Genomic DNA, 18,063 nt, shown 5'->3' on the forward strand with positions numbered 1-18,063 from the left:
GCATATTTCACTTGACAATGTATTTTCTGAAGATATTCTTGTATACATAAAAAACAAAGCTGCATACTTAACCCTTGGAGGATGACATGTCCCAGATGACCCGCAGGTCCGTTGTTGCCGCACTCGCCACCAGCCCGCTGTGGCTGCAAACCGCCTGGGCCCAGTCCGGCTCGCTGAAGATCTCGCACCAGTTCCCAGGCGGCACCTTGGCCGAAGGCGACTTCCGCGACCGACTGACCCGCATGTTCGCGGCGGAAGTGGAAAAGCGCACCAAGGGTGCACTGAAGTTCTCCATTTATCCCGGCTCGTCGCTGATGAAGACCAACGCCCAGTTCTCCGCCATGCGCAAGGGTGCGCTGGACTTGTCGCTGGTGCCGCTGTCCTACGCCGGCGGCGAAGTCCCGGAAGTGAATATCGGCCTGATGCCGGGCCTGGTCACCTCCTACGAACAGGGCTACGGCTGGAAGAACCAGGAGGTGGGCAAGGCGCTGACGCAGCTGCTTTGGGAAAAAGGCGTGGTGCTGGTGAGCTGGATCTGGCAGGCCGGCGGCGTCGCTTCGCGCGTCAAGCCGGTGGTCGATCCGGAGGATGCCAAAGGCATGAAGATCCGCGGCGGTTCGCGCGAAATGGACTTGATCCTGAAAGCCGCCGGCGCCGCCGTGGTGTCGCTGCCCTCCAACGAAATCTACGCCGCCATGCAGACCGGCGCCATGGATGCGGCCCTGACCTCCTCCACCTCCCTGATTTCCTTCCGCCTGGAAGAAGTGTCGAAAGCCCTGACCACCGGTCGCGGTACCTCTTACTGGTTCATGTTCGAGCCCTTGATGATGTCGCGCGCCGCTTACGAGCGCCTGCCGAAGGACCAGCAGGGCGCCATCATGGCCGTCGGCGCCGAACTGGAAGCCTTTGCCAGGACCGCAGCGCAGGCCGACGACACGCAAGTCGCCGCCGTCTACCAAAAGGCCGGCGCCAAAGTAGTCGACCTGAACGCAGCCTCGGTCAAGAAATGGCAAGCCATCGCCCGCACCACCGCATGGAAGGACTATGGTGAGCGCAACGACAACTGCGCCAAACTGCTGGCCCTTGCGGAGAAGACGCTGTGAGCCACGGTTTCGAGCTCAATCCGCCCAAGGATGCGGCGTTGCCGCAGGCTCCGGGCCTGTCGATGGCCGGCGCGCTGCTGGCCAAAGTGAACCTGGGCTTGCTGGTCCTGTCCATGGTGGCGATGGTCACCACGGCCCTGATCCTCACCTACTCCGTGGTATCGCGCTATTTCTTCCACGCGCCGACGGACTGGCAGGACGAAGCGTCGATCTTCATGCTGGTCGGGGTCACCTTCTTCTGCTGCGCCTACGTGCAAAGCTTCCGCGGCCATATCGGGATCGAAGCGCTGGCTGCCATCCTGCCGCCCAGGGCCAATGCGGTGCGCCTGTTCATCGTCGACCTTTTGTCCTTCGTGTTCTGCGCTTTCTTCTCGTGGAAGTCGTGGACCCTGTGGCATGAAGCGTGGGTGGATGGCCAGACCACCACCTCCACTTTCGCACCGCCGCTGTGGATTCCCTATTCCATGATGGCGGCCGGCATGACCTTGCTGACCCTGCAGATCTTGCTGCAAGTGCTGGCTCGCATCACTGATAAAGGAGCCGCAAAATGAGCGAACTGACTTTGGGAGCCTTGTACGGCATCGTCACCTTGGTGGTCATGTTCTCCGGCATGCCGATCGCGTATGCGCTGGGCATTGTGGCGACCTCCTTCATGTATTTTTTCATGCCTGCCAGTGCGCTCGATACGGTCACCCAGAACGTTTATGAGGAAATGGCTTCCATCACCCTGCTTTCGATCCCACTCTTCATCCTGAAGGGCGCGGCCATCGGCAAATCGCCGGCCGGCAAAGACCTGTATTCGGCCATCCACACCTGGCTGCACAAGGTCCCTGGCGGCCTGGGCATCGCCAACGTGTTTGCCTGCGCGCTGTTTGCGGCCATGGCCGGTTCCTCGCCTGCCACCTGCTCGGCCATCGGCTCGGCCGGAATTCCGGAAATGCGCAAGCGCGGCTATTCTCCCGGTTTCGCGGCCGGCATCATCGCAGCGGGCGGCACGCTGGGCATCCTGCTGCCGCCATCGATCACCATGATCCTGTACGCAGTAGCTGCGGAACAGTCGCTGGGCCGCCTGTTCCTGGCCGGTATCGGCCCCGGTGTGCTGCTGGTACTGCTGTTTGCCGGTTACGCCGTCTACCGCGCACGCGCAGAATACCAATTGGCCCTGGTGGCTTACCAAAACGGCGGCGTCAAGTCGGCCTACCTGGAAGACGAGCATTTCACCCTGCGCGAAAAAGTGGAAATGCTGCCGCGCGTGCTGCCCTTCATCGTGCTGCTGATCGGCGTGATGATCGCGCTGTACGGCGGCTTTGCCACCCCGTCCGAAACGGCCGGCCTTGGCGCCTTGCTCGCGCTGGTGCTCATCGCCGTAGTGTACGGCGCCTGGCGGCCCAAGGACATGTCGCCGATCCTGTCGTCCACGATCAAGGAATCAACCATGCTGCTGCTGATTATCGGCATGTCGCTGCTGTATTCCTACGTCATGAGCTACCTGCATATCAGCCAGTCTGCCGCAAGCTGGGTAGTCGGCATGCACCTGTCGAAGTGGGTGCTGCTGGCAACCATCCTGGTGCTGGTCGTGGTGCTGGGCTTTTTCCTGCCGCCGGTATCGATCATCCTGATGACGGCGCCGATCATCCTGCCGCCGCTGCGTGAAGCGGGCTTTGACCTGGTGTGGTTCGGCATCGTCATGACGGTGGTCATGGAGATGGGCCTGATTCACCCGCCGGTGGGCCTGAACATCTTTGTCATCAAGAACATCGCGCCCGACATTCCACTGCGCGACGTGATCTGGGGCGTGGTGCCTTTCCTGCTGCTGATGGTGGTCGCCGTGGTCCTGCTGTGCATTTTCCCCGGCATTGCCACCGGCCTGCCCGACATGATCATGGGAGCCCGGTAAATGAATTCCCCCAACCGCGTCTGGGATAGCCTTCAACGCAACCGCAACGGCCGCCTGGCACGCGCCCGCAGCGTGCTCGGTGGCGAACTGGCAGGCAAGTCACTGCCGGCCGCCCGCATCGCCGACCTGCTGCACGCAGTGCTTGAAAATGGCGACCGCGTCTGCATCGAAGGCAATAACCAGAAGCAGGCCGACTTCCTGGCGCAGGCGCTGGCGGGGCTCGATCCGCAGCGCGTGCACGACCTGCACATGCTGCAGTCGGTGCTGGCCCTGCCCGAACACCTGGACGTGTTCGAGCGCGGCGTAGCGTCGAAACTGGACTTCTCTTTCTCCGGACCGCAGGCCGCGCGCGTTGCCAAGCTGGCGGCGGCCGGCAAGCTCAATATCGGCGCCATCCACACTTACCTTGAGCTGTTCAGCCGCTATTTCATCGACCTGCCGCCGCGCGTGGCCCTGGTCGCTGCGGAAGCGGCCGACCGCAATGGCAACCTGTACACAGGGCCCAATACGGAAGACACCCCGCCTATCGTCGAGGCCACTGCTTTCAAGAACGGCATCGTGATCGTGCAAGTCAACCGCATCGTGGACGAACTGCCGCGCATCGATGTGCCGGGCGACTGGGTCGATTTCGTGGTGCAGTCGCCAACGCCCTACTATATCGAACCGCTGTTCACGCGCGACCCGGCGCAGATTTCCGAAATCCAGGTGCTGATGGCGATGATGGCGATCAAGGGCATTTACGCCGAGTACCAGGTGCAGCGCCTGAACCACGGCATCGGCTTTGACACCGCGGCCATCGAACTGCTGCTGCCGACCTATGGCGCTTCGCTCGGCCTGCGCGGCAAGATCGCCACCAACTGGGCCCTGAACCCGCACCCTGCCCTGATTCCAGCGATTGAAGCCGGCTTCGTGGAATCGATCCATTCCTTCGGCTCCGAGCTGGGCATGGAGAACTACATCCGTGCCCGTCCCGACGTTTTCGCCGTGGGTCCGGATGGCTCGATGCGCAGCAACCGCGCCTACTGCCAGGCCGCAGGCCACTACGCCTGCGACATGTTCATCGGCTCCACCTTGCAGATCGACCTGGCCGGCAACTCGTCCACCGCCACGCTGGGACGCATCTCCGGCTTCGGCGGCGCACCGAATATGGGCGCCGACGCGCGCGGCAGGCGCCACGCCAGCCCCGCATGGCTGAAAGCCGGCGCACAGGCCCGCCTGGGCAGCGGCACCATCCCGCGCGGCCAGAAGCTGGTGGTGCAGATGGTGGAAACCTTCCGCGAGCATATGCAGCCGGCCTTTGTCGAACGCCTGGATGCATGGGAACTGGGCGAACAGGCTAAGATGGCGATTCCGCCCGTGATGATCTACGGCGACGACGTGACCCATATCCTGACCGAGGAAGGGATCGCCAACCTGCTGCTGTGCCGCAGCGCCGAAGAGCGCGAACAGGCTATCCGCGGCGTAGCAGGCTACACCCCGGTCGGCCTGCGGCGCGACAAGCGCATGGTGGAAAACCTGCGCGAGCGCGGCATCATTACGCGCGCCGAAGACCTGGGCATCGACAAACGCCAAGCCACGCGCGACCTGCTGGCGGCAAAAAACATGAAAGACCTCGTGCGAGCATCGGGCGGCCTGTATGACCCGCCCAAGCGCTTCCGCAACTGGTAGGAGCAAAGATGGAAACACTCAATTACCGATTCGAACAAGGCCGCCGCCCGCTGTCGGCCGAACCGCGCATCGTCGGCGTGGTCAGCTCAGGCAACCTGGAGGTGCTGATCGAAAGCACGCCGCTGGGAGGCGCCTGCGAAGTGCAGGTCCAGACCGCCGCAGTCGGCTTCGGCCCGATCTGGCAAGCCGTAATCGGCGACTTTCACCAGCGCTGGCAACTGGCCGACACCCGCATCGCCATCAACGACATGGGCGCTACGCCCGCCGTGGTCAGCCTGCGCCTCGACCAGGCGGTGGAATCCATGCTGGGAGAAGGAAAATGAGCAGCTACCTCGAGGCCAATGCGCGCGAGCGCCTGGCATTGTTCGACAGTTTCGAAGAATTCATCGGCCCTGCGCAGCGCATCGTCAGCCCGCACCTGGCGCAACTGAATGCGCCGGTGTCGTTCGACGACGGCGTGGTGGCCGGCCGCGCCACACTGGGCGGCCTGGCGGTATTCGCCGCCGCACAGGAGGGCGGATTCATGGGCGGCGCCGTGGGCGAAGTGCATGGCGCCAAGCTGGTCGGCATGCTGCGCCGCGCCCTGCTCGAGCGCCCCGCCGCAGTGCTGCTGCTGCTGGAAACCGGCGGTGTGCGCTTGCATGAGGCCAATGCGGGCCTGATCGCAGTGTCGGAAGTCATGCGCGCAGTACTGGACGTGCGCGCCGCCGGCATCCCGGTCGTAGTGCTGATCGGCGGCTCCAACGGCGCCTTCGGCGGCATGGGCATCGTCGCGCGCTGCGCCAATTCACTGGTGATTTCAGAAGAAGGCCGCCTGGCCATGTCGGGACCGGAAGTGATCGAAACCGCCAACGGCGTGGAGGAATTCGACTCGCGCGACCGCGCCCTGGTGTGGCGCACCACCGGCGGCAAGCACCGCTACCTGCTGGGCGACGTACAGCGCATCGTGGAGGACAGCATTCCCGCCTTCCGCCGGGCCGCGCTGGACGCCATCGAAGAAGCCCGCAGCGGCACGGTGCAACTGACCCTGGGCGGCCTGGAAGCGGAGCAAGCCTTGCTGGAGCAGCGCATTGAACGCTTTGGCGACATGCGCGACCCGGCAGAGATCTGGTCGGCGCTGGGTATCGCCGCGCCGCAGGACGTCCCGATGCTGGCTATCGATTCCTTCACCGCCGCCGCGGCGCCTTACCGACTGGGAGCATGACAATGGACTGGAAAGTACTGGCCGATGCCCTGTTCCCCGGCGGACATGACATTTTGGAACGTGAGCAATTCCTGAACGGCACCGCGCGCGTGGACGGACAAACCGTCAGTGTGATCGGCACCACCGGCCATGCGCCGATAGGCGTGGAGATCGCGCTGGCGCAAGCCAAGGCCGTACTGGCGACGGTGCGCAACCATCCCGGCCGCCCGATCGTGCTGCTGGTCGACACGCAGGGACAACGCCTGCGTCATCGCGACGAAATGCTGGGCATTAACAGCTATATGGCCCACCTGGGCAAGTGCATCGACCTGGCACGCCACCTGGGGCACCGCATCGTTGGCCTGGTGTACGACCAGGCCCTGTCCGGCGGTTTCATCACCAGCGGCTTGATGGCCGACGCCTGCTACGCCCTGCCCGGCGCCACCATCCGCGTCATGGGCCTGCCCGCGATGGCGCGCATCACCAAAGTACCTGAAGAAAAACTGCTGGAACTGGCACGCAGCAATCCGGTGTTCGCGCCGGGGCCGGAGAACTATTTGCGCATGGGCGGCTTGCAGGCAATCTGGGAAGGCGACCTGGCCGCCCACCTTGCCGATGCCATCGCCAATGCTCCGCGCGACGACCAGCGCAGCGCCCTCGGCCTCCTGCGCGGCGGCCGCAAAGCCGCGCAGCCGGTCATTGAAGCCATCATCGGCGGCAGCAATGTACGCGCGGCATGATCTTGTGTGGCTGGCGCGGAATGGCTGGCATGAAGTGCTGGCCAGCGCCCCGCACGGCACGCCAGCCCATGCAGCAATCGTCCGCTGGGCCGATGCCGATTGGCCGCTGGTGGTACGCCGCCGCGACGACGCAGCACAATCCGAAGATGCCTGCCTCGGCCTGGCAGCGCCGCCCGATCCCGCCAGCGGCGCGAAACTGCGGCTGCCATTGCGCGTGCCTTCGCAGCACATCGCCCGCCACAGCGCGCCATTGCCGCTGGACGCCGTGACCGACGCCCTTCCCGCGCACTGGCGGGCCTCCTTTGCCCGCCTGGCTGAATCCCGCGCAGGCCTCGATCTGCGCGTGTTCGGTTCGCTCGCCCTGCAAGCACTGACAGGCCAGGCCTACCTGCGCGACGCCTCCGACATCGACCTGCTGTTCCGACCGCGCGACAGCGCCGAACTGGATGAAGGCACCCTGCTGCTGGCCAGCCACCACGACGAACTGCCGCTGGACGGCGAGATCATTTTCCCAAGCGGCCAGGCCGTGGCGTGGAAGGAATGGTTCACGACGCGCGCGCGCGCCGAGCGCGTCCTGGTCAAATCGCAAGACGGCGTCAAACTCGGCACGCGCGCGGAGCTGCGCGCAGAACTGGAGCCGGCATGACTGCCCTTGCCAGCCCCGCGCAGCAGCCGCCGCGCGCCCTGGCAACCGCCGCCCGCCGCAGCGCCAGCGCCCAGCCGCGCCGGCACGCCGCACATGCCCTCTCGCGCGAAGTGGCCCTGCGCGCGGTGCGCAGCCTGTACCACGAACTGGCTCTGTACCCCAAGCCCGGCCTGGTCTCGCTCGTCGATAACGGCAGCCATACGGATATGGACGCCGCCACGTTCATGCGCAGCCTGTTCTCGCTGCGCCACTACTACGCCCGCATCTGCCGTGCCGGCTACGACGGCGTCCCTTTCATCGAACTGAAAAAACTCGGCATCGCCGCCGAACAGCGCATGATGGCCGCCACCAAGGGCATCAACACCCACCGCGGCGCCATCTTTGCCCTCGGATTGCTGTGCGCCGCGATGGGGCGCGTACGCGCCTTGCGCATGACATTGACGCCGGCCGCCTTGCGCACCGCACTGCTGCTGCACTGGGGAGAAGAACTGGCGGCCCACACACACGCCATTGGCGACTCGCATGGCCGGCAAGCGGCAACCCGGCACGCCGCCAGCGGAGCCCGCGAAGAAGGCGCCCTTGGCCTGCCCTCGGTATTTGACGTCGGCCTGCCCGCCCTGCAAACCGCGCTGGCACGCGGCGCGCCAATGCTGAATGCCCGCGTCGAAGCCATTTTTGCCCTGATGTCCCACATCAGCGATACCAACATCTACCATCGCGGCGGGGCCCAGGGAGCCGACACAGTACGCCACGCGGCCCGCCATTTCCTGCAGCAAGGCGGTACCGCAAACCCGCAATGGAAAGAGCATGCATTGACTTGCCACCAGCGCTTCATCGCCCAGCGCCTGTCGCCCGGCGGCGCCGCCGACCTGCTCGCCGCCACCTGCCTGGTGCATAGCCTGACCGCAATGCCCCCGCCATGAAAAGCCGCCTGCTGGTTCTATGCCCCGGGCAAGGCAGCCAGCACGGCGCCATGTACGACCTGGCCCGTCGCGACCCGCACGGCGCTGCGCTGCTGGCGCAACTGGCGCCATCGCTGCCTGACTTGTCCGATCCTGGCGCGATGTTCAGCAACCGCAGCGCCCAGCCGGCCATCGTGGCCAGCACCCTCGCCATGTGGGAAGCACTGCGCCGCGATTGCCCGCAGCCCGCGCTGGTGGCCGGCTACAGCGTCGGCGAATTGGCAGCCTACGGCGTTGCAGGAGCATTCACGCCGGAACGCACCATCGCCCTGGCCGCGCGGCGTGCCGCGCTGATGGACGCTTGCGTCGCCCCCGGCAGCCCCCAAGCCATGCTCGCGGTCAGCGGCCGGCGCCCGGCAACCCTGCGCCCGCAATTGGCCGCCCATGGTTTCCACATAGCGATCGAAACCGGCGAAGACAGCTGCATCGCAGGCGGCCCGGCGGCAAACGCCGCAGCCATATCGATCCCAGGCGCACGCATTGCGCAACTGCCGGTCGCCGTCGCCTCCCACACACCCTACCTGCAAGCGGCCGTCGAACCATTCGCAACCCTGCTCGCACAGGAAGAATTCGGCACGCTGCACACCCCGGTCCTGGGTGGCATTGACGCCATGCCCGTGCGCGACAGGGAGGCAGCCATCAGCCACCTCTCGCGCCAGCTTGCTGAAACAATTGTCTGGTCCGAATGCATGGACGCCTGCGCCGAGCGAGGCATCACCGCCGCCCTGGAACTGGGGCCGGGAAACGCCTTGTCGAAGATGTTGTCAGCGCGCCATCCCGGCATTGATTGCCGCTCGGTGGCAGACTTCCGCTCAATGGATGGAATCCGAAACTGGTTGGCCCAGTTCTAGCGCAGGTGCTGCTGCACCCAGGCGATTATGCTCTTGCTGTCCATGGCGCCAGCCTGGCGCGCCAGTTCGCGGCCGCCCTTGAATACCGCCAGCGTGGGGATGCTGCGGATGGCATAACGCGCAGCCAATTGCTGCTCCGCCTCGGTGTTCACTTTCACCACGCGGAAATACGGTTCCAGGTGCTGGGCTGCCTGCTCGTAGAACGGCGCCATCGTGCGGCAAGGGCCACACCACGGCGCCCAGAAATCGACCAGTACCGGGATATCGTTGCGCTCAATATGCTTAAGGAAGCGCCCCGTCGACAAGTCCACCGGGTGCCCGGTGAACAATTGCCGCTGGCACTTGCCGCAGGTTGCTTCTTCTTCCAGGCGCACTGAAGGCACACGGTTGACCGCGTCGCAATGGGGGCAGACGATATGCAAGTTTTCCATAGGATCCAGTATAGCGCAGGCTTATAATCCCGAGGGCACGCTTCGCCCGCCAGGAGGCAACATGGAATACGTGAACACCGACCGCTTGCGCATTGCCTTCCGCCAGCATGGCGACATGCAGGGGGAGCCGATCTTCCTGCTGCACGGCTGGCCGGATGATATGCACACATGGGATGGCGTCCTGCCCTACCTGGCAGGCTGCGGCTACCGATTGATCGTGCCCAGCTTGCGCGGCTTTGGCGAAACCCGCTTCCTCGATCACGCCACGCCGCGCAGCGGCCAGTTAAGCGCCCTTGCCCAGGATTTGCTGGACTTCGCCACGGCACTGGGCATCGAACGATTCAATGTGGTCGGGCACGACTGGGGGGCCCGCGCCGCCTACATCGCCTCCCTGCTGGCTCCGCAGCGCGTGATGCGCTGTATGGCATTGTCGGTCGGCTGGGGCACCAATGACCCGAACCAGGCACTGAGCCTGCACCAGGCCCGCAATTACTGGTACCAATGGTATATGTCGACCGAGCGCGGCGCCGAAGCGCTGCGCAAGGAACGGCGCGAACTCGCCCTCCTGCTGTGGCGCACCTGGTCGCCATCGTGGCATTTTGGCGAGGGCGTTTTCCACGACACCATGCACGCCTGGGACAATCCGGACTGGATCAACGTGACGCTGCATTCGTACCGCCATCGCTGGGGCCTGGCCCTTTCCGACCCACATTACGCCATGCAGGAAGACCGGCTGCGGCACGATTCCGTCATCGGCGTGCCGACGCTCACCTTGCATGGCACGGAAGATGGCGCCAACAGCCCGCAAACTTCCGAACACAAGGACCACCTGTTCAGCGGGCCGTATCACCGCGCGCTGCTGGCCGGCGTCGGCCACTTCCCGCAGCGCGAGAATCCGGGTGCAGTGGCCGATGCGCTTCTCGCCTGGCTGCAGCGCGCTTAATCAGGCTTGGCGCTTGGGAAGAACAGCTGCTGCCCGCCCGGCCGGAACTGCGCAATTTTCGCCTGTCCCTCCGGCGACGTAATCCAGTCGATCAACTGGCGGGCGCCCTTGTAGTTCACGCCCGGATGCCTGGCCGGATTAGTGGCGATAATGCCGTAAGGATTGAACATGCGCTGGTCGCCCTCAACCATCAGGGCCAGGCCGGTCTTGGCCTGGTACACGCCGTAGGTCGCGCGGTCGGTCAGGGTATAGCCGCCCATCTCGGCCGCCATATTCAGCACTTCACCCATGCCCAGGCCCGCCGACACGTACAGCGCAGCGGCCGGCTGCGCGCCTGCCTGCTTCCAATAGGCTTTTTCCATGATGTCCGTGCCGGAATTGTCGCCGCGCGAAATAAACTTCGCCTGGCCGCCTGCAAGCCTGCGAAACGCAGCCAGGACATCCTTGCCGCCCTTGATGCCCGATGGATCACTGGATGGGCCGACCAGAATGAAGTCGTTGTACATCACGTCGCGCCGGTCCACGCCCCAGCCTTCAGCAACAAATTTGTCTTCCGCCGAACGCGCGTGCACCAGGGTGGCATCCACGTCGCCATTCTTCGACAGCTCCAGCGCCTTACCTGTGCCGACCGAAATCACATGCACCTTGCTGTTGGTCCTGGCCTCGAAGGCCGGCAGCAGGTAGGCCAGCAAGCCGGAGTTTTCCGTGCTGGTGGTGGTGGACAGCCGGATAATCTGCTGGGCATACGCGCTGCCGGACAGCGCAAATGCTGCGGCAAAGGCAAGCAGGAGCCGACGCTTCATTCATTTCTCCTCTAGTTGGCCGTCGCGCAGCTTCAGGCGCCGCACATCCGGCAGGTTGATCAAATCCCGGTCGTGGCACGCCATGACGACCGTGCTGCCCGACTGCGTCAGCGAAGGAATCAATGCCAACACCTGTTCGCGCGCCTCGCCATCCAGGCTGGCGGTTGGTTCATCGAGCAGCAACAGGCGCGGATGCAGCACCTTGGCTCGAGCCAGCGCCACGCGCTGCTTTTCACCGCCTGACAAGGTGGCCGGTCGGCTGCCGCGCAGGTGCTGCACACCGGCCCAGTACATCGCTTCTTCAACCAGTTGCGCCGCGTCGGCACGCGCCATGCCGCGCGCTTTCAGGCCGTAGCCGATATTGCCGGCCACACTGGTTGAGAACATCACAGGATGCTGGTGCACGTAGACGATTTCGCGGCGCAGTGACGCCGGATATGGAGCCAGCGTCACCGCTTCGCCCGCGAAGTGAATGCCCTCCGCATCGGCCGGCGCCAAGCCAGCCAGTACCCGCAGCAGCGTGCTTTTCCCGGCGCCGTTCATTCCGGTCAGGACGTAGGCTCGCGCTGCGTCGAGCTTGAAGTCCTTCAAGTCGAACAGCAGGTTTTCCCCATAACGCTTGGTCAGGCGGGCAATGGATAGCATGGGCGTCACCCCCGTCCCCGGGCGGCATGGGCGTCGCCTTGCAGCACCAGCATGGCGCCGTTCATTGCCAGTGCGATGGCCACCAGCACCACGCCCAGTGCGATGCCCTGCGCGAATTCACCCTTGCTCGTTTCCAGTGCAATGGCGGTCGTGATAGTGCGGGTTTCGCCGGCGATATTCCCGCCCACCATCATGGCGCAGCCGACTTCCGAAATCACTCGCCCAAAGCCGCTGATTATCGCCGCCATCACGCCGAAACGCACTTCAAAAAGAAGCGTCGACATGACGCGCCAGGACGAAGCGCCGTGCGCGATCGCCGTTTCAGCGAAGCGCGGATCTGCCGCCTGAACGGCCGCCAGTGTAAAGGCCAGCAGCACCGGGAGCGCAATCACCACCTGCCCCGCCACGATGCCAGGTTGAGAGAACAGCCACTGCAGGCCGCCCATCGGCCCGTGGCGCGACAGCATCATGTACAGCAGGAGTCCAATCAGCACCGTCGGCAACGACAAGGCCGCCTGCACCAGCCAGATCACGATACGCCTGCCGCGAAACTCGCTCATCGCGATGGCGTAGCCGCCGGCAATCGCAATTGGCGTAGCAATCAGCAAGCCAAGCACGCTGGTGCTGACCGACACCCACACAATCCGCCACAGCACAGGATCGCCATTGAACAGCAATCCGAACGCCCCGCGCACCGCATCGGCCAGCCCCATCAGCCCTCCCTGCCCAGCTCGTGTCCCACCATGGGGTCACACCCCAAAGGGGACACGGGCTCAGCCGGTTCCACGGACGAGCCCGTGTCACACTTGGGGTGTGACCCCATGGTGTGACACGGGCTCGGCGGTAGTTCGGCCAACTCGGGTTCGGCGACCAGGCGCCCGGGGGATGTCAGCAGCAGGAAGTGGCGGCCGGTGCAGCGGGCGAGCAGCGTCATGCCGAGGTGGCTGGCGACGCTGTGGCCCATTTGCGTGGTGCCTGAGCGCGACAACAGGAATGGAATCGACATCTGCGCCCCTTTGATCACCATTTCGGATGTCAGGCGGCCGGTCGTATAGAACACTTTGTCGCCGCCGTCCACGCCGTCCAGCCACATTTTCCCGGCGATCGAGTCGACCGCATTGTGGCGGCCTACGTCTTCGACAAAGTACATCAGCTCGCCCGCTTGCGTGAACAGGGCGCAGCCGTGCACCGAGCCCGCCTGCTTGTAGATCGACTGCTGCGTGCGGATGGCCTCGACAATCCGGTACACGCCGGATTGCTTCAGGCGTGCGTCGGGCGGCAGAATGATGTCGTCCACTTCGTCCATCAGGTCGCCGAACACGGAACCCTGGCCGCAGCCGGTTGTCACCACTTTGCGCGCGGTGCGCTGTTCGATGTCGGCTACCCCTTCGCGCGTCCTGACTGCCGCTGCGCCAACCGACCAGTCGACATGGATCGATGCCACATCCTCCACCGACCGCACCAGGCGCTGGTTGCGCAGGTAGCCAAGCACCAGCGCTTCCGGCGCGCCGCCCAGCGTCATCAGCGTGACCAGCTCGCGTTTGTCCACGTACACGGTCAGCGGGCGTTCGGTGGGGATGTGGATCTGCGAGCGGCGTCCTTTTTCGTCGATTGCTTCCACTTCCTGCGTCAGCGGCACGCTGGCGTGCGTCATTTCCGGTAGTCTCATGCGCCTGCCGCCTCCATCGCTTTGCCGCCGCCAAAACTGGACTGGGCGCCGAGCGTGCCGCCCAGCGTGACTTTGATTGCACAGTACTTGAATTCGGGGATCTTGCCAAACGGGTCGAGGACCGGGTTGGTCAGCTTGTTGATCGCTGCTTCGTAATAGCAGAACGGCACGAACACTGCGCCGCGCGGCGAACTGTCGTCGGCCCGTGCATACAGCGAAACCTGCCCGCGCCGCGATGCTATCGTCACCACGTCCCCTGGCTCGCCGCCCAGGGCTGCCAGGTCGAGCGGATGCACCAGGGCTACCGGGTCGGGTTCGATCGCGTCCAGCACCGCCGTGCGGCGTGTCATGCTGCCGGTGTGCCAGTGTTCGAGCTGGCGTCCGGTGATCAGGACCATCGGGTACGCGGCGTCCGGCCTTTCGTCGGCGGGAATGATATCGGCCGGCACAAAACGCGCCCGGCCAGACTCGCGCGGGAAATCCTGCGTGAAAACCACCGGCGTACCGGGATCGCCCTCCTCGTGGCATGGATAGGTCACCGCATGTTCGCGCTCCAGCCGTTCCCACGTGATGCCTGCGATGCTTGGCATCACCTGACGCATCTCTGCAAAAACGCCGGCTGCGCCGCCATATTGCCAGTTCAGGCCCAGTCGTTGCGCGAGCTGCTGGATAATCCACAAATCCTGCCGCGCTTCGCCCGGCGGTTCCAGCGCTTGGCGTCCGATCTGCACCAGGCGGTCGGTATTGGTGAAACTGCCGGTTTTTTCGGGGAAGGCGCTGGCGGGCAGGATCACGTCGGCCAGGTAGGCCGTTTCGGTGAGGAAGATGTCCTGCACCACCAGGTGCTCGAGCGTCGCCAGCGCTGCCCGGGCATGGTTTGCGTCGGGATCGGACATGGCGGGGTTCTCGCCCATGATGTACATGCCTTTGACCTGTCCTGCCGCGGCGGCATCCATCACTTCCACCACGGTCAGGCCGGGCTTGTCGTCCAGCGTGCCGGGCTCCAGTCCCCAGGCGCTTTCGAAACGGGCTTTGGCGGCTGGTTCGGTTACGCGCTGGTAGTCGGGGTACATCATCGGAATCAGGCCGGCGTCGGAGGCGCCCTGTACATTGTTCTGCCCTCGCAGCGGATGCAGGCCGGTGCCCGGCCGGCCGATCTGCCCCGTCATCAGCGATAGTGCAATCAGGCAGCGTGCATTATCGGTGCCGTGCACGTGTTGCGAAATGCCCATGCCCCACAGGATCATCGAGGCGCGGGACTGGGCGTACAGGCGGGCTATTTCGCGAATGGTTTCGGCCTCGATACCGCAGATTGGCGCCATGGCTTCCGGACTGTAATCGGCCACGTTCGCCGCCAGCTCGTCGTAACCGATGGTGCGGCTGGCGATGAAATCCTTGTCCACCAGCCCTTCCGTCACGATCACGTTCATCATTGCGTTCAACAATGCGACGTCGGTATCCGGCTTGAATTGCAGGAAGCGGTGGGCGATGCGCGACAAGTCGGAGCGGCGCGGGTCGCATACCACCAGCTTGGTGCCCTGGCTTACGGCATTCTTGATCCACGTCGCCGCTACTGGGTGGTTGACCGCCGGATTGGCGCCGATCAGGATCACCACTTCTGCCTTCATCACATCCTTGACCGGGTTGGATACGGCGCCCGAACCTATCCCTTCCAGCAGCGCGGCGACCGAGGAGGCGTGGCACAAGCGGGTGCAATGGTCGACGTTATTGCTGCCGAATCCGATGCGCACCAGCTTCTGGAACAGGTAGGCTTCTTCGTTGCTGCCCTTGGCCGAGCCGAATCCGGCCAGCGCGCGCGGCCCGTTCGTATCGCGGATGGCTGCCAGCTTGCCGCCGGCCAGCGCCAGCGCTTCTTCCCAGCTCGCTTCACGGAATACGTCGTATACGCGCCCAGGGTCCATGGTGAAGCCGCCCGATTTTGGCGGGGCATCGGCGCGCCGTACCAGGGGCTTGACCAGGCGGTGCGGGTGATGGGCATAGTCGAAGCCGTAGCGGCCCTTCACGCAAAGCCTGCCCTGGTTGGCTGGCCCGTCGCGGCCCTCCACGAACAGGATCCTGTTGCCCTTGACGTTGTAAGTGAGCTGGCAGCCAACGCCGCAGTATGGGCAAACGGAGTCGACGCGTTTGTCGGGCAGCGCCAGCGCGGCATCCCGCGCCGGCATCAGGGCTCCGGTCGGACAGGCTTGCACGCATTCGCCGCAGGCCACGCAGGTCGATGCGCCCATCGGGTCGTCCATGTCGAACACGATCTTCTCCTGGTCGCCGCGCCAGGCCAGGCCGATCACGTCATTCATCTGCTCGTCGCGGCAGGCACGCAGGCAGCGCGTGCACTGGATGCAGGCATCGAGATTGACCGCGATGGCGGCATGCGAGAGGTCGCGCGCGGGCTGCCGGCGGGCTGTGAAGCGCGGCTTGCCGAGCGCCAGCGCCGCAGCCCAAAATGCGACTTCGTTATGCCGCGTATGCCCCTGCTGCGGCATATCGGCCAACAGCAGTTCCAGCACCAACTTTTGCGCTGCGAGCGCGCGCGCGCTGTCGCTGCTGACTTTCATGCCTAGCGTGGGATGCCTGCAGCATGCTGGCGCCAGCACCCGCTCGCCATCGATCTCCACCATGCATGCGCGGCAGTTGCCCGCTGGCGCCATGCCGTCCATGTAGCAAAGGTGCGGGATCCGGATGCCTTCGCGACGCGCCGCCTGCAGCAATGTTTCGCCCTCTGCCGCCTGCATCGCGCGGCCATTGAGTTCGAAGGCGATCATCGCCTTACCTCGTGCGGAAAATATTTCAGCACGCAGTCGACCGGATTGGGCGCGGCCTGGCCAAGCCCGCAGATCGAGGCGTCGCGCATCACTTGCGAAAGCTCCCCGAGCAGGCTTTCATCCCACACCGGCTGCGCGACCAGGTCGACCGCCTTCGCCGTGCCAACGCGGCATGGCGTGCATTGGCCGCAGGACTCGTGGCGGAAGAACCGCATCATATTCCCCGCCGCGGCACGTGCGCTGTCATGCTGCGACAGCACGATGATGGCGGCGGAACCGATGAAGCATCCATATGGTTGCAAGGTGTCGAAGTCGAGCGGGATGTTGTTCATGCTGGCGGGAAGGATGCCGCCCGATGCGCCGCCCGGCAGGTAGGCGTAAAGCTGGTGACCGCCCGGCATGCCGCCGCAGTATTCGTCGATCAGCTCCTGAACCGTAATGCCGGCTGGCGCCAGTTTGACGCCGGGCTGATTCACACGCCCGGACACAGAGAACGAGCGCAGGCCTTTGCGTCCATGGCGGCCATGGCTGGTGAACCATGCCGCGCCCTTCGCCAGGATCTGCGGCACCCAGTACAAGGTCTCGAAATTGTGTTCAAGCGTTGGGCGGCCGAACAGGCCCACTTGGGCCAGATACGGTGGCCGCAGCCGCGGCATGCCGCGCTTGCCCTCGATCGATTCGATCATGGCGGATTCTTCGCCGCAAATATAGGCGCCGGCGCCGCGCCGCAGGTGAATGCGGGGCGAGCCGTCGCCCAGTCGCGCCAGCTCTTGCTGCAGCAGCTGGCGGCAATCGTGGTATTCGTCGCGCAGGTAGACATAGATCTCGTCGATGCCAACCGCCCAGGCGGCGATCAGCATGCCTTCAACGAATTGCCGGGGATTGTGTTCGAGGTAGAAGCGGTCTTTAAACGTTCCCGGCTCGCCTTCGTCGATATTGACCGCCATCAGGCGCGGCCCTGGCTCGTTGCGCACAATCCGCCATTTGCGCCCAGCCGGGAAGCCGGCCCCGCCCAGCCCGCGCAGCCCGGCATCTTCGAGCGCACCAATCACAGCCTCCACCGAGCGTGCACCGGACAGGCATTCGCCCAGGACCGCAAACGCTGCGCCCTCGCCCTCGCCGATGCACTGCGCGGCGCCGGTGCTTGCCGCGGCCGCGACGGCCGCCGACACGCTCTCGCAGCTGGCCAGGCCCGACGCCCGCTGGCCCACCAGCACTGCCGGGGCCTGCTCGCAGCGTCCGATGCAAGGCGCCGATACGATCCGCACCTCCCGCCCCAGCATCGCCGGCAAGCGCGCCAGCAGCTCGCCAGCGCCAGCCATCTCGCACGACAAGCCATCGCACACGCGCACCGTCAGCGCCGGCGGCGGGAGCTCGCCTTCGCGAACGATATCGAAATGGTGGTAGAAGGTGGCGACTTCGAAGACTTCAACCTGCGCCAGCCGCAACTCGGAAGCCAGTGCAGCCAGGTGCGCCGCCGACAGGCAGCCATATGCATCCTGGATCAGATGCAGAAACTCGATCAGCAGATCCCGCCTGCGCGGCAGGCCGTCCAGCAAAGCCTGCACCTGCTGCAGTGCAGCAGCGTCGACTTGCCGGCCTTTCGGCCGCTGGCGCTTCCTCTCCCGGCTGGCACCCTGCACTGCAATAGGAATCATGCCCTGATTCACCTCGCGAAATGGCCTTGCTTACCTCAGGGTATCATGCGTGGCCCTGGGGCGGAACATGTTATCGTCAGTATA

General features: G+C 64.9%; 18 protein-coding genes. 11 read left to right on the forward strand and 7 right to left on the reverse strand.

All coding sequences use genetic code 11. The features are described from left to right. The first annotated feature begins 86 nt into the window (after positions 1-86). From dctP to ASE26_RS23230, 10 genes are read left to right on the forward strand one after another with little or no spacing between them, the layout of a single operon-like run. On the forward strand, positions 87-1,103 hold the full coding sequence (dctP, locus tag ASE26_RS23185; protein ID WP_055924855.1) for a TRAP transporter substrate-binding protein DctP: 1,017 nt from the start codon (positions 87-89) through the stop codon (positions 1,101-1,103). Then, positions 1,100-1,654, forward strand: a complete 555-nt coding sequence (locus tag ASE26_RS23190; RefSeq protein WP_055924858.1) for a TRAP transporter small permease — start codon at positions 1,100-1,102, stop codon at positions 1,652-1,654. Before dctP ends, ASE26_RS23190 begins: the two co-directional genes overlap by 4 nt. Beyond that, positions 1,651-3,000: a TRAP transporter large permease gene (locus tag ASE26_RS23195; protein WP_057247018.1), complete on the forward strand. Its 1,350-nt coding sequence runs from the start codon at positions 1,651-1,653 to the stop codon at positions 2,998-3,000. Before ASE26_RS23190 ends, ASE26_RS23195 begins: the two co-directional genes overlap by 4 nt. Continuing rightward, positions 3,001-4,668: a malonate decarboxylase subunit alpha gene (gene mdcA, locus ASE26_RS23200; protein WP_055924864.1), complete on the forward strand. Its 1,668-nt coding sequence runs from the start codon at positions 3,001-3,003 to the stop codon at positions 4,666-4,668. A gap of 8 nt (positions 4,669-4,676) precedes the next feature. Beyond that, positions 4,677-4,991, forward strand: coding sequence for a malonate decarboxylase acyl carrier protein (mdcC, locus tag ASE26_RS23205; protein WP_055924867.1), 315 nt, complete (start codon positions 4,677-4,679; stop codon positions 4,989-4,991). After that, on the forward strand, positions 4,988-5,872 hold the full coding sequence (locus ASE26_RS23210; RefSeq protein ID WP_055924869.1) for a biotin-independent malonate decarboxylase subunit beta: 885 nt from the start codon (positions 4,988-4,990) through the stop codon (positions 5,870-5,872). The genes mdcC and ASE26_RS23210 overlap by 4 nt, the downstream gene beginning before the upstream one ends. A 2-nt stretch (positions 5,873-5,874) precedes the next feature. Beyond that, a complete protein-coding gene (gene mdcE / locus ASE26_RS23215; RefSeq protein WP_055924874.1) occupies positions 5,875-6,591 on the forward strand; it encodes a biotin-independent malonate decarboxylase subunit gamma in 717 nt (238 codons plus the stop codon). Then, on the forward strand, positions 6,575-7,237 hold the full coding sequence (gene mdcG / locus ASE26_RS23220; RefSeq protein WP_082507071.1) for a malonate decarboxylase holo-[acyl-carrier-protein] synthase: 663 nt from the start codon (positions 6,575-6,577) through the stop codon (positions 7,235-7,237). Before mdcE ends, mdcG begins: the two co-directional genes overlap by 17 nt. Further along, complete coding sequence (gene mdcB, locus ASE26_RS23225) at positions 7,234-8,160, forward strand: triphosphoribosyl-dephospho-CoA synthase MdcB (RefSeq protein ID WP_082507072.1); 927 nt, start codon at positions 7,234-7,236, stop codon at positions 8,158-8,160. The genes mdcG and mdcB overlap by 4 nt, the downstream gene beginning before the upstream one ends. After that, positions 8,157-9,050 (forward strand): acyltransferase domain-containing protein, encoded by an 894-nt coding sequence (locus tag ASE26_RS23230; RefSeq protein ID WP_055924877.1) that lies wholly within the window; start codon positions 8,157-8,159, stop codon positions 9,048-9,050. Before mdcB ends, ASE26_RS23230 begins: the two co-directional genes overlap by 4 nt. Here ASE26_RS23230 and trxC read toward each other — a convergent pair. Beyond that, positions 9,047-9,481 carry a thioredoxin TrxC gene (trxC, locus tag ASE26_RS23235; RefSeq protein ID WP_055924880.1) on the reverse strand — a complete coding sequence of 145 codons (435 nt, stop codon included), beginning with the start codon at positions 9,479-9,481 and terminating at the stop codon, positions 9,047-9,049. The two genes, ASE26_RS23230 and trxC, sit on opposite strands and share 4 nt — an antisense overlap. A gap of 61 nt (positions 9,482-9,542) precedes the next feature. On the opposite strand from trxC, the gene ASE26_RS23240 reads away from it, so the two are divergent. Beyond that, a complete protein-coding gene (locus ASE26_RS23240) occupies positions 9,543-10,424 on the forward strand; it encodes an alpha/beta fold hydrolase (protein WP_055924883.1) in 882 nt (293 codons plus the stop codon). Here ASE26_RS23240 and ASE26_RS31245 read toward each other — a convergent pair. The 6 genes from ASE26_RS31245 to ASE26_RS23270 are packed head-to-tail and all read right to left on the reverse strand — an operon-like array spanning position 10,421 to position 17,991. Then, positions 10,421-11,227, reverse strand: coding sequence for a substrate-binding domain-containing protein (locus tag ASE26_RS31245; RefSeq protein ID WP_055924886.1), 807 nt, complete (start codon positions 11,225-11,227; stop codon positions 10,421-10,423). The genes ASE26_RS23240 and ASE26_RS31245 overlap by 4 nt on opposite strands. Then, entirely contained in the window at positions 11,228-11,872 is a 645-nt protein-coding gene (locus ASE26_RS31250; protein ID WP_057247019.1) for an energy-coupling factor ABC transporter ATP-binding protein, read from the reverse strand. 5 nt (positions 11,873-11,877) lie between these two features. Next, positions 11,878-12,585 (reverse strand): ABC transporter permease, encoded by a 708-nt coding sequence (locus ASE26_RS23255; RefSeq protein WP_055924892.1) that lies wholly within the window; start codon positions 12,583-12,585, stop codon positions 11,878-11,880. Next, entirely contained in the window at positions 12,585-13,541 is a 957-nt protein-coding gene (locus tag ASE26_RS23260) for a formate dehydrogenase accessory sulfurtransferase FdhD (RefSeq protein ID WP_082507073.1), read from the reverse strand. Before ASE26_RS23260 ends, ASE26_RS23255 begins: the two co-directional genes overlap by 1 nt. After that, a complete protein-coding gene (fdhF, locus tag ASE26_RS23265; protein WP_055924894.1) occupies positions 13,538-16,321 on the reverse strand; it encodes a formate dehydrogenase subunit alpha in 2,784 nt (927 codons plus the stop codon). The genes ASE26_RS23260 and fdhF overlap by 4 nt, the downstream gene beginning before the upstream one ends. Further along, positions 16,318-17,991, reverse strand: a complete 1,674-nt coding sequence (locus ASE26_RS23270; protein WP_055924895.1) for an NAD(P)H-dependent oxidoreductase subunit E — start codon at positions 17,989-17,991, stop codon at positions 16,318-16,320. Before ASE26_RS23270 ends, fdhF begins: the two co-directional genes overlap by 4 nt. Positions 17,992-18,063 lie beyond the last annotated feature (72 nt).

This window comes from Duganella sp. Root198D2 (genome assembly GCF_001428585.1).
Lineage (GTDB): Bacteria > Pseudomonadota > Gammaproteobacteria > Burkholderiales > Burkholderiaceae_D > Rugamonas.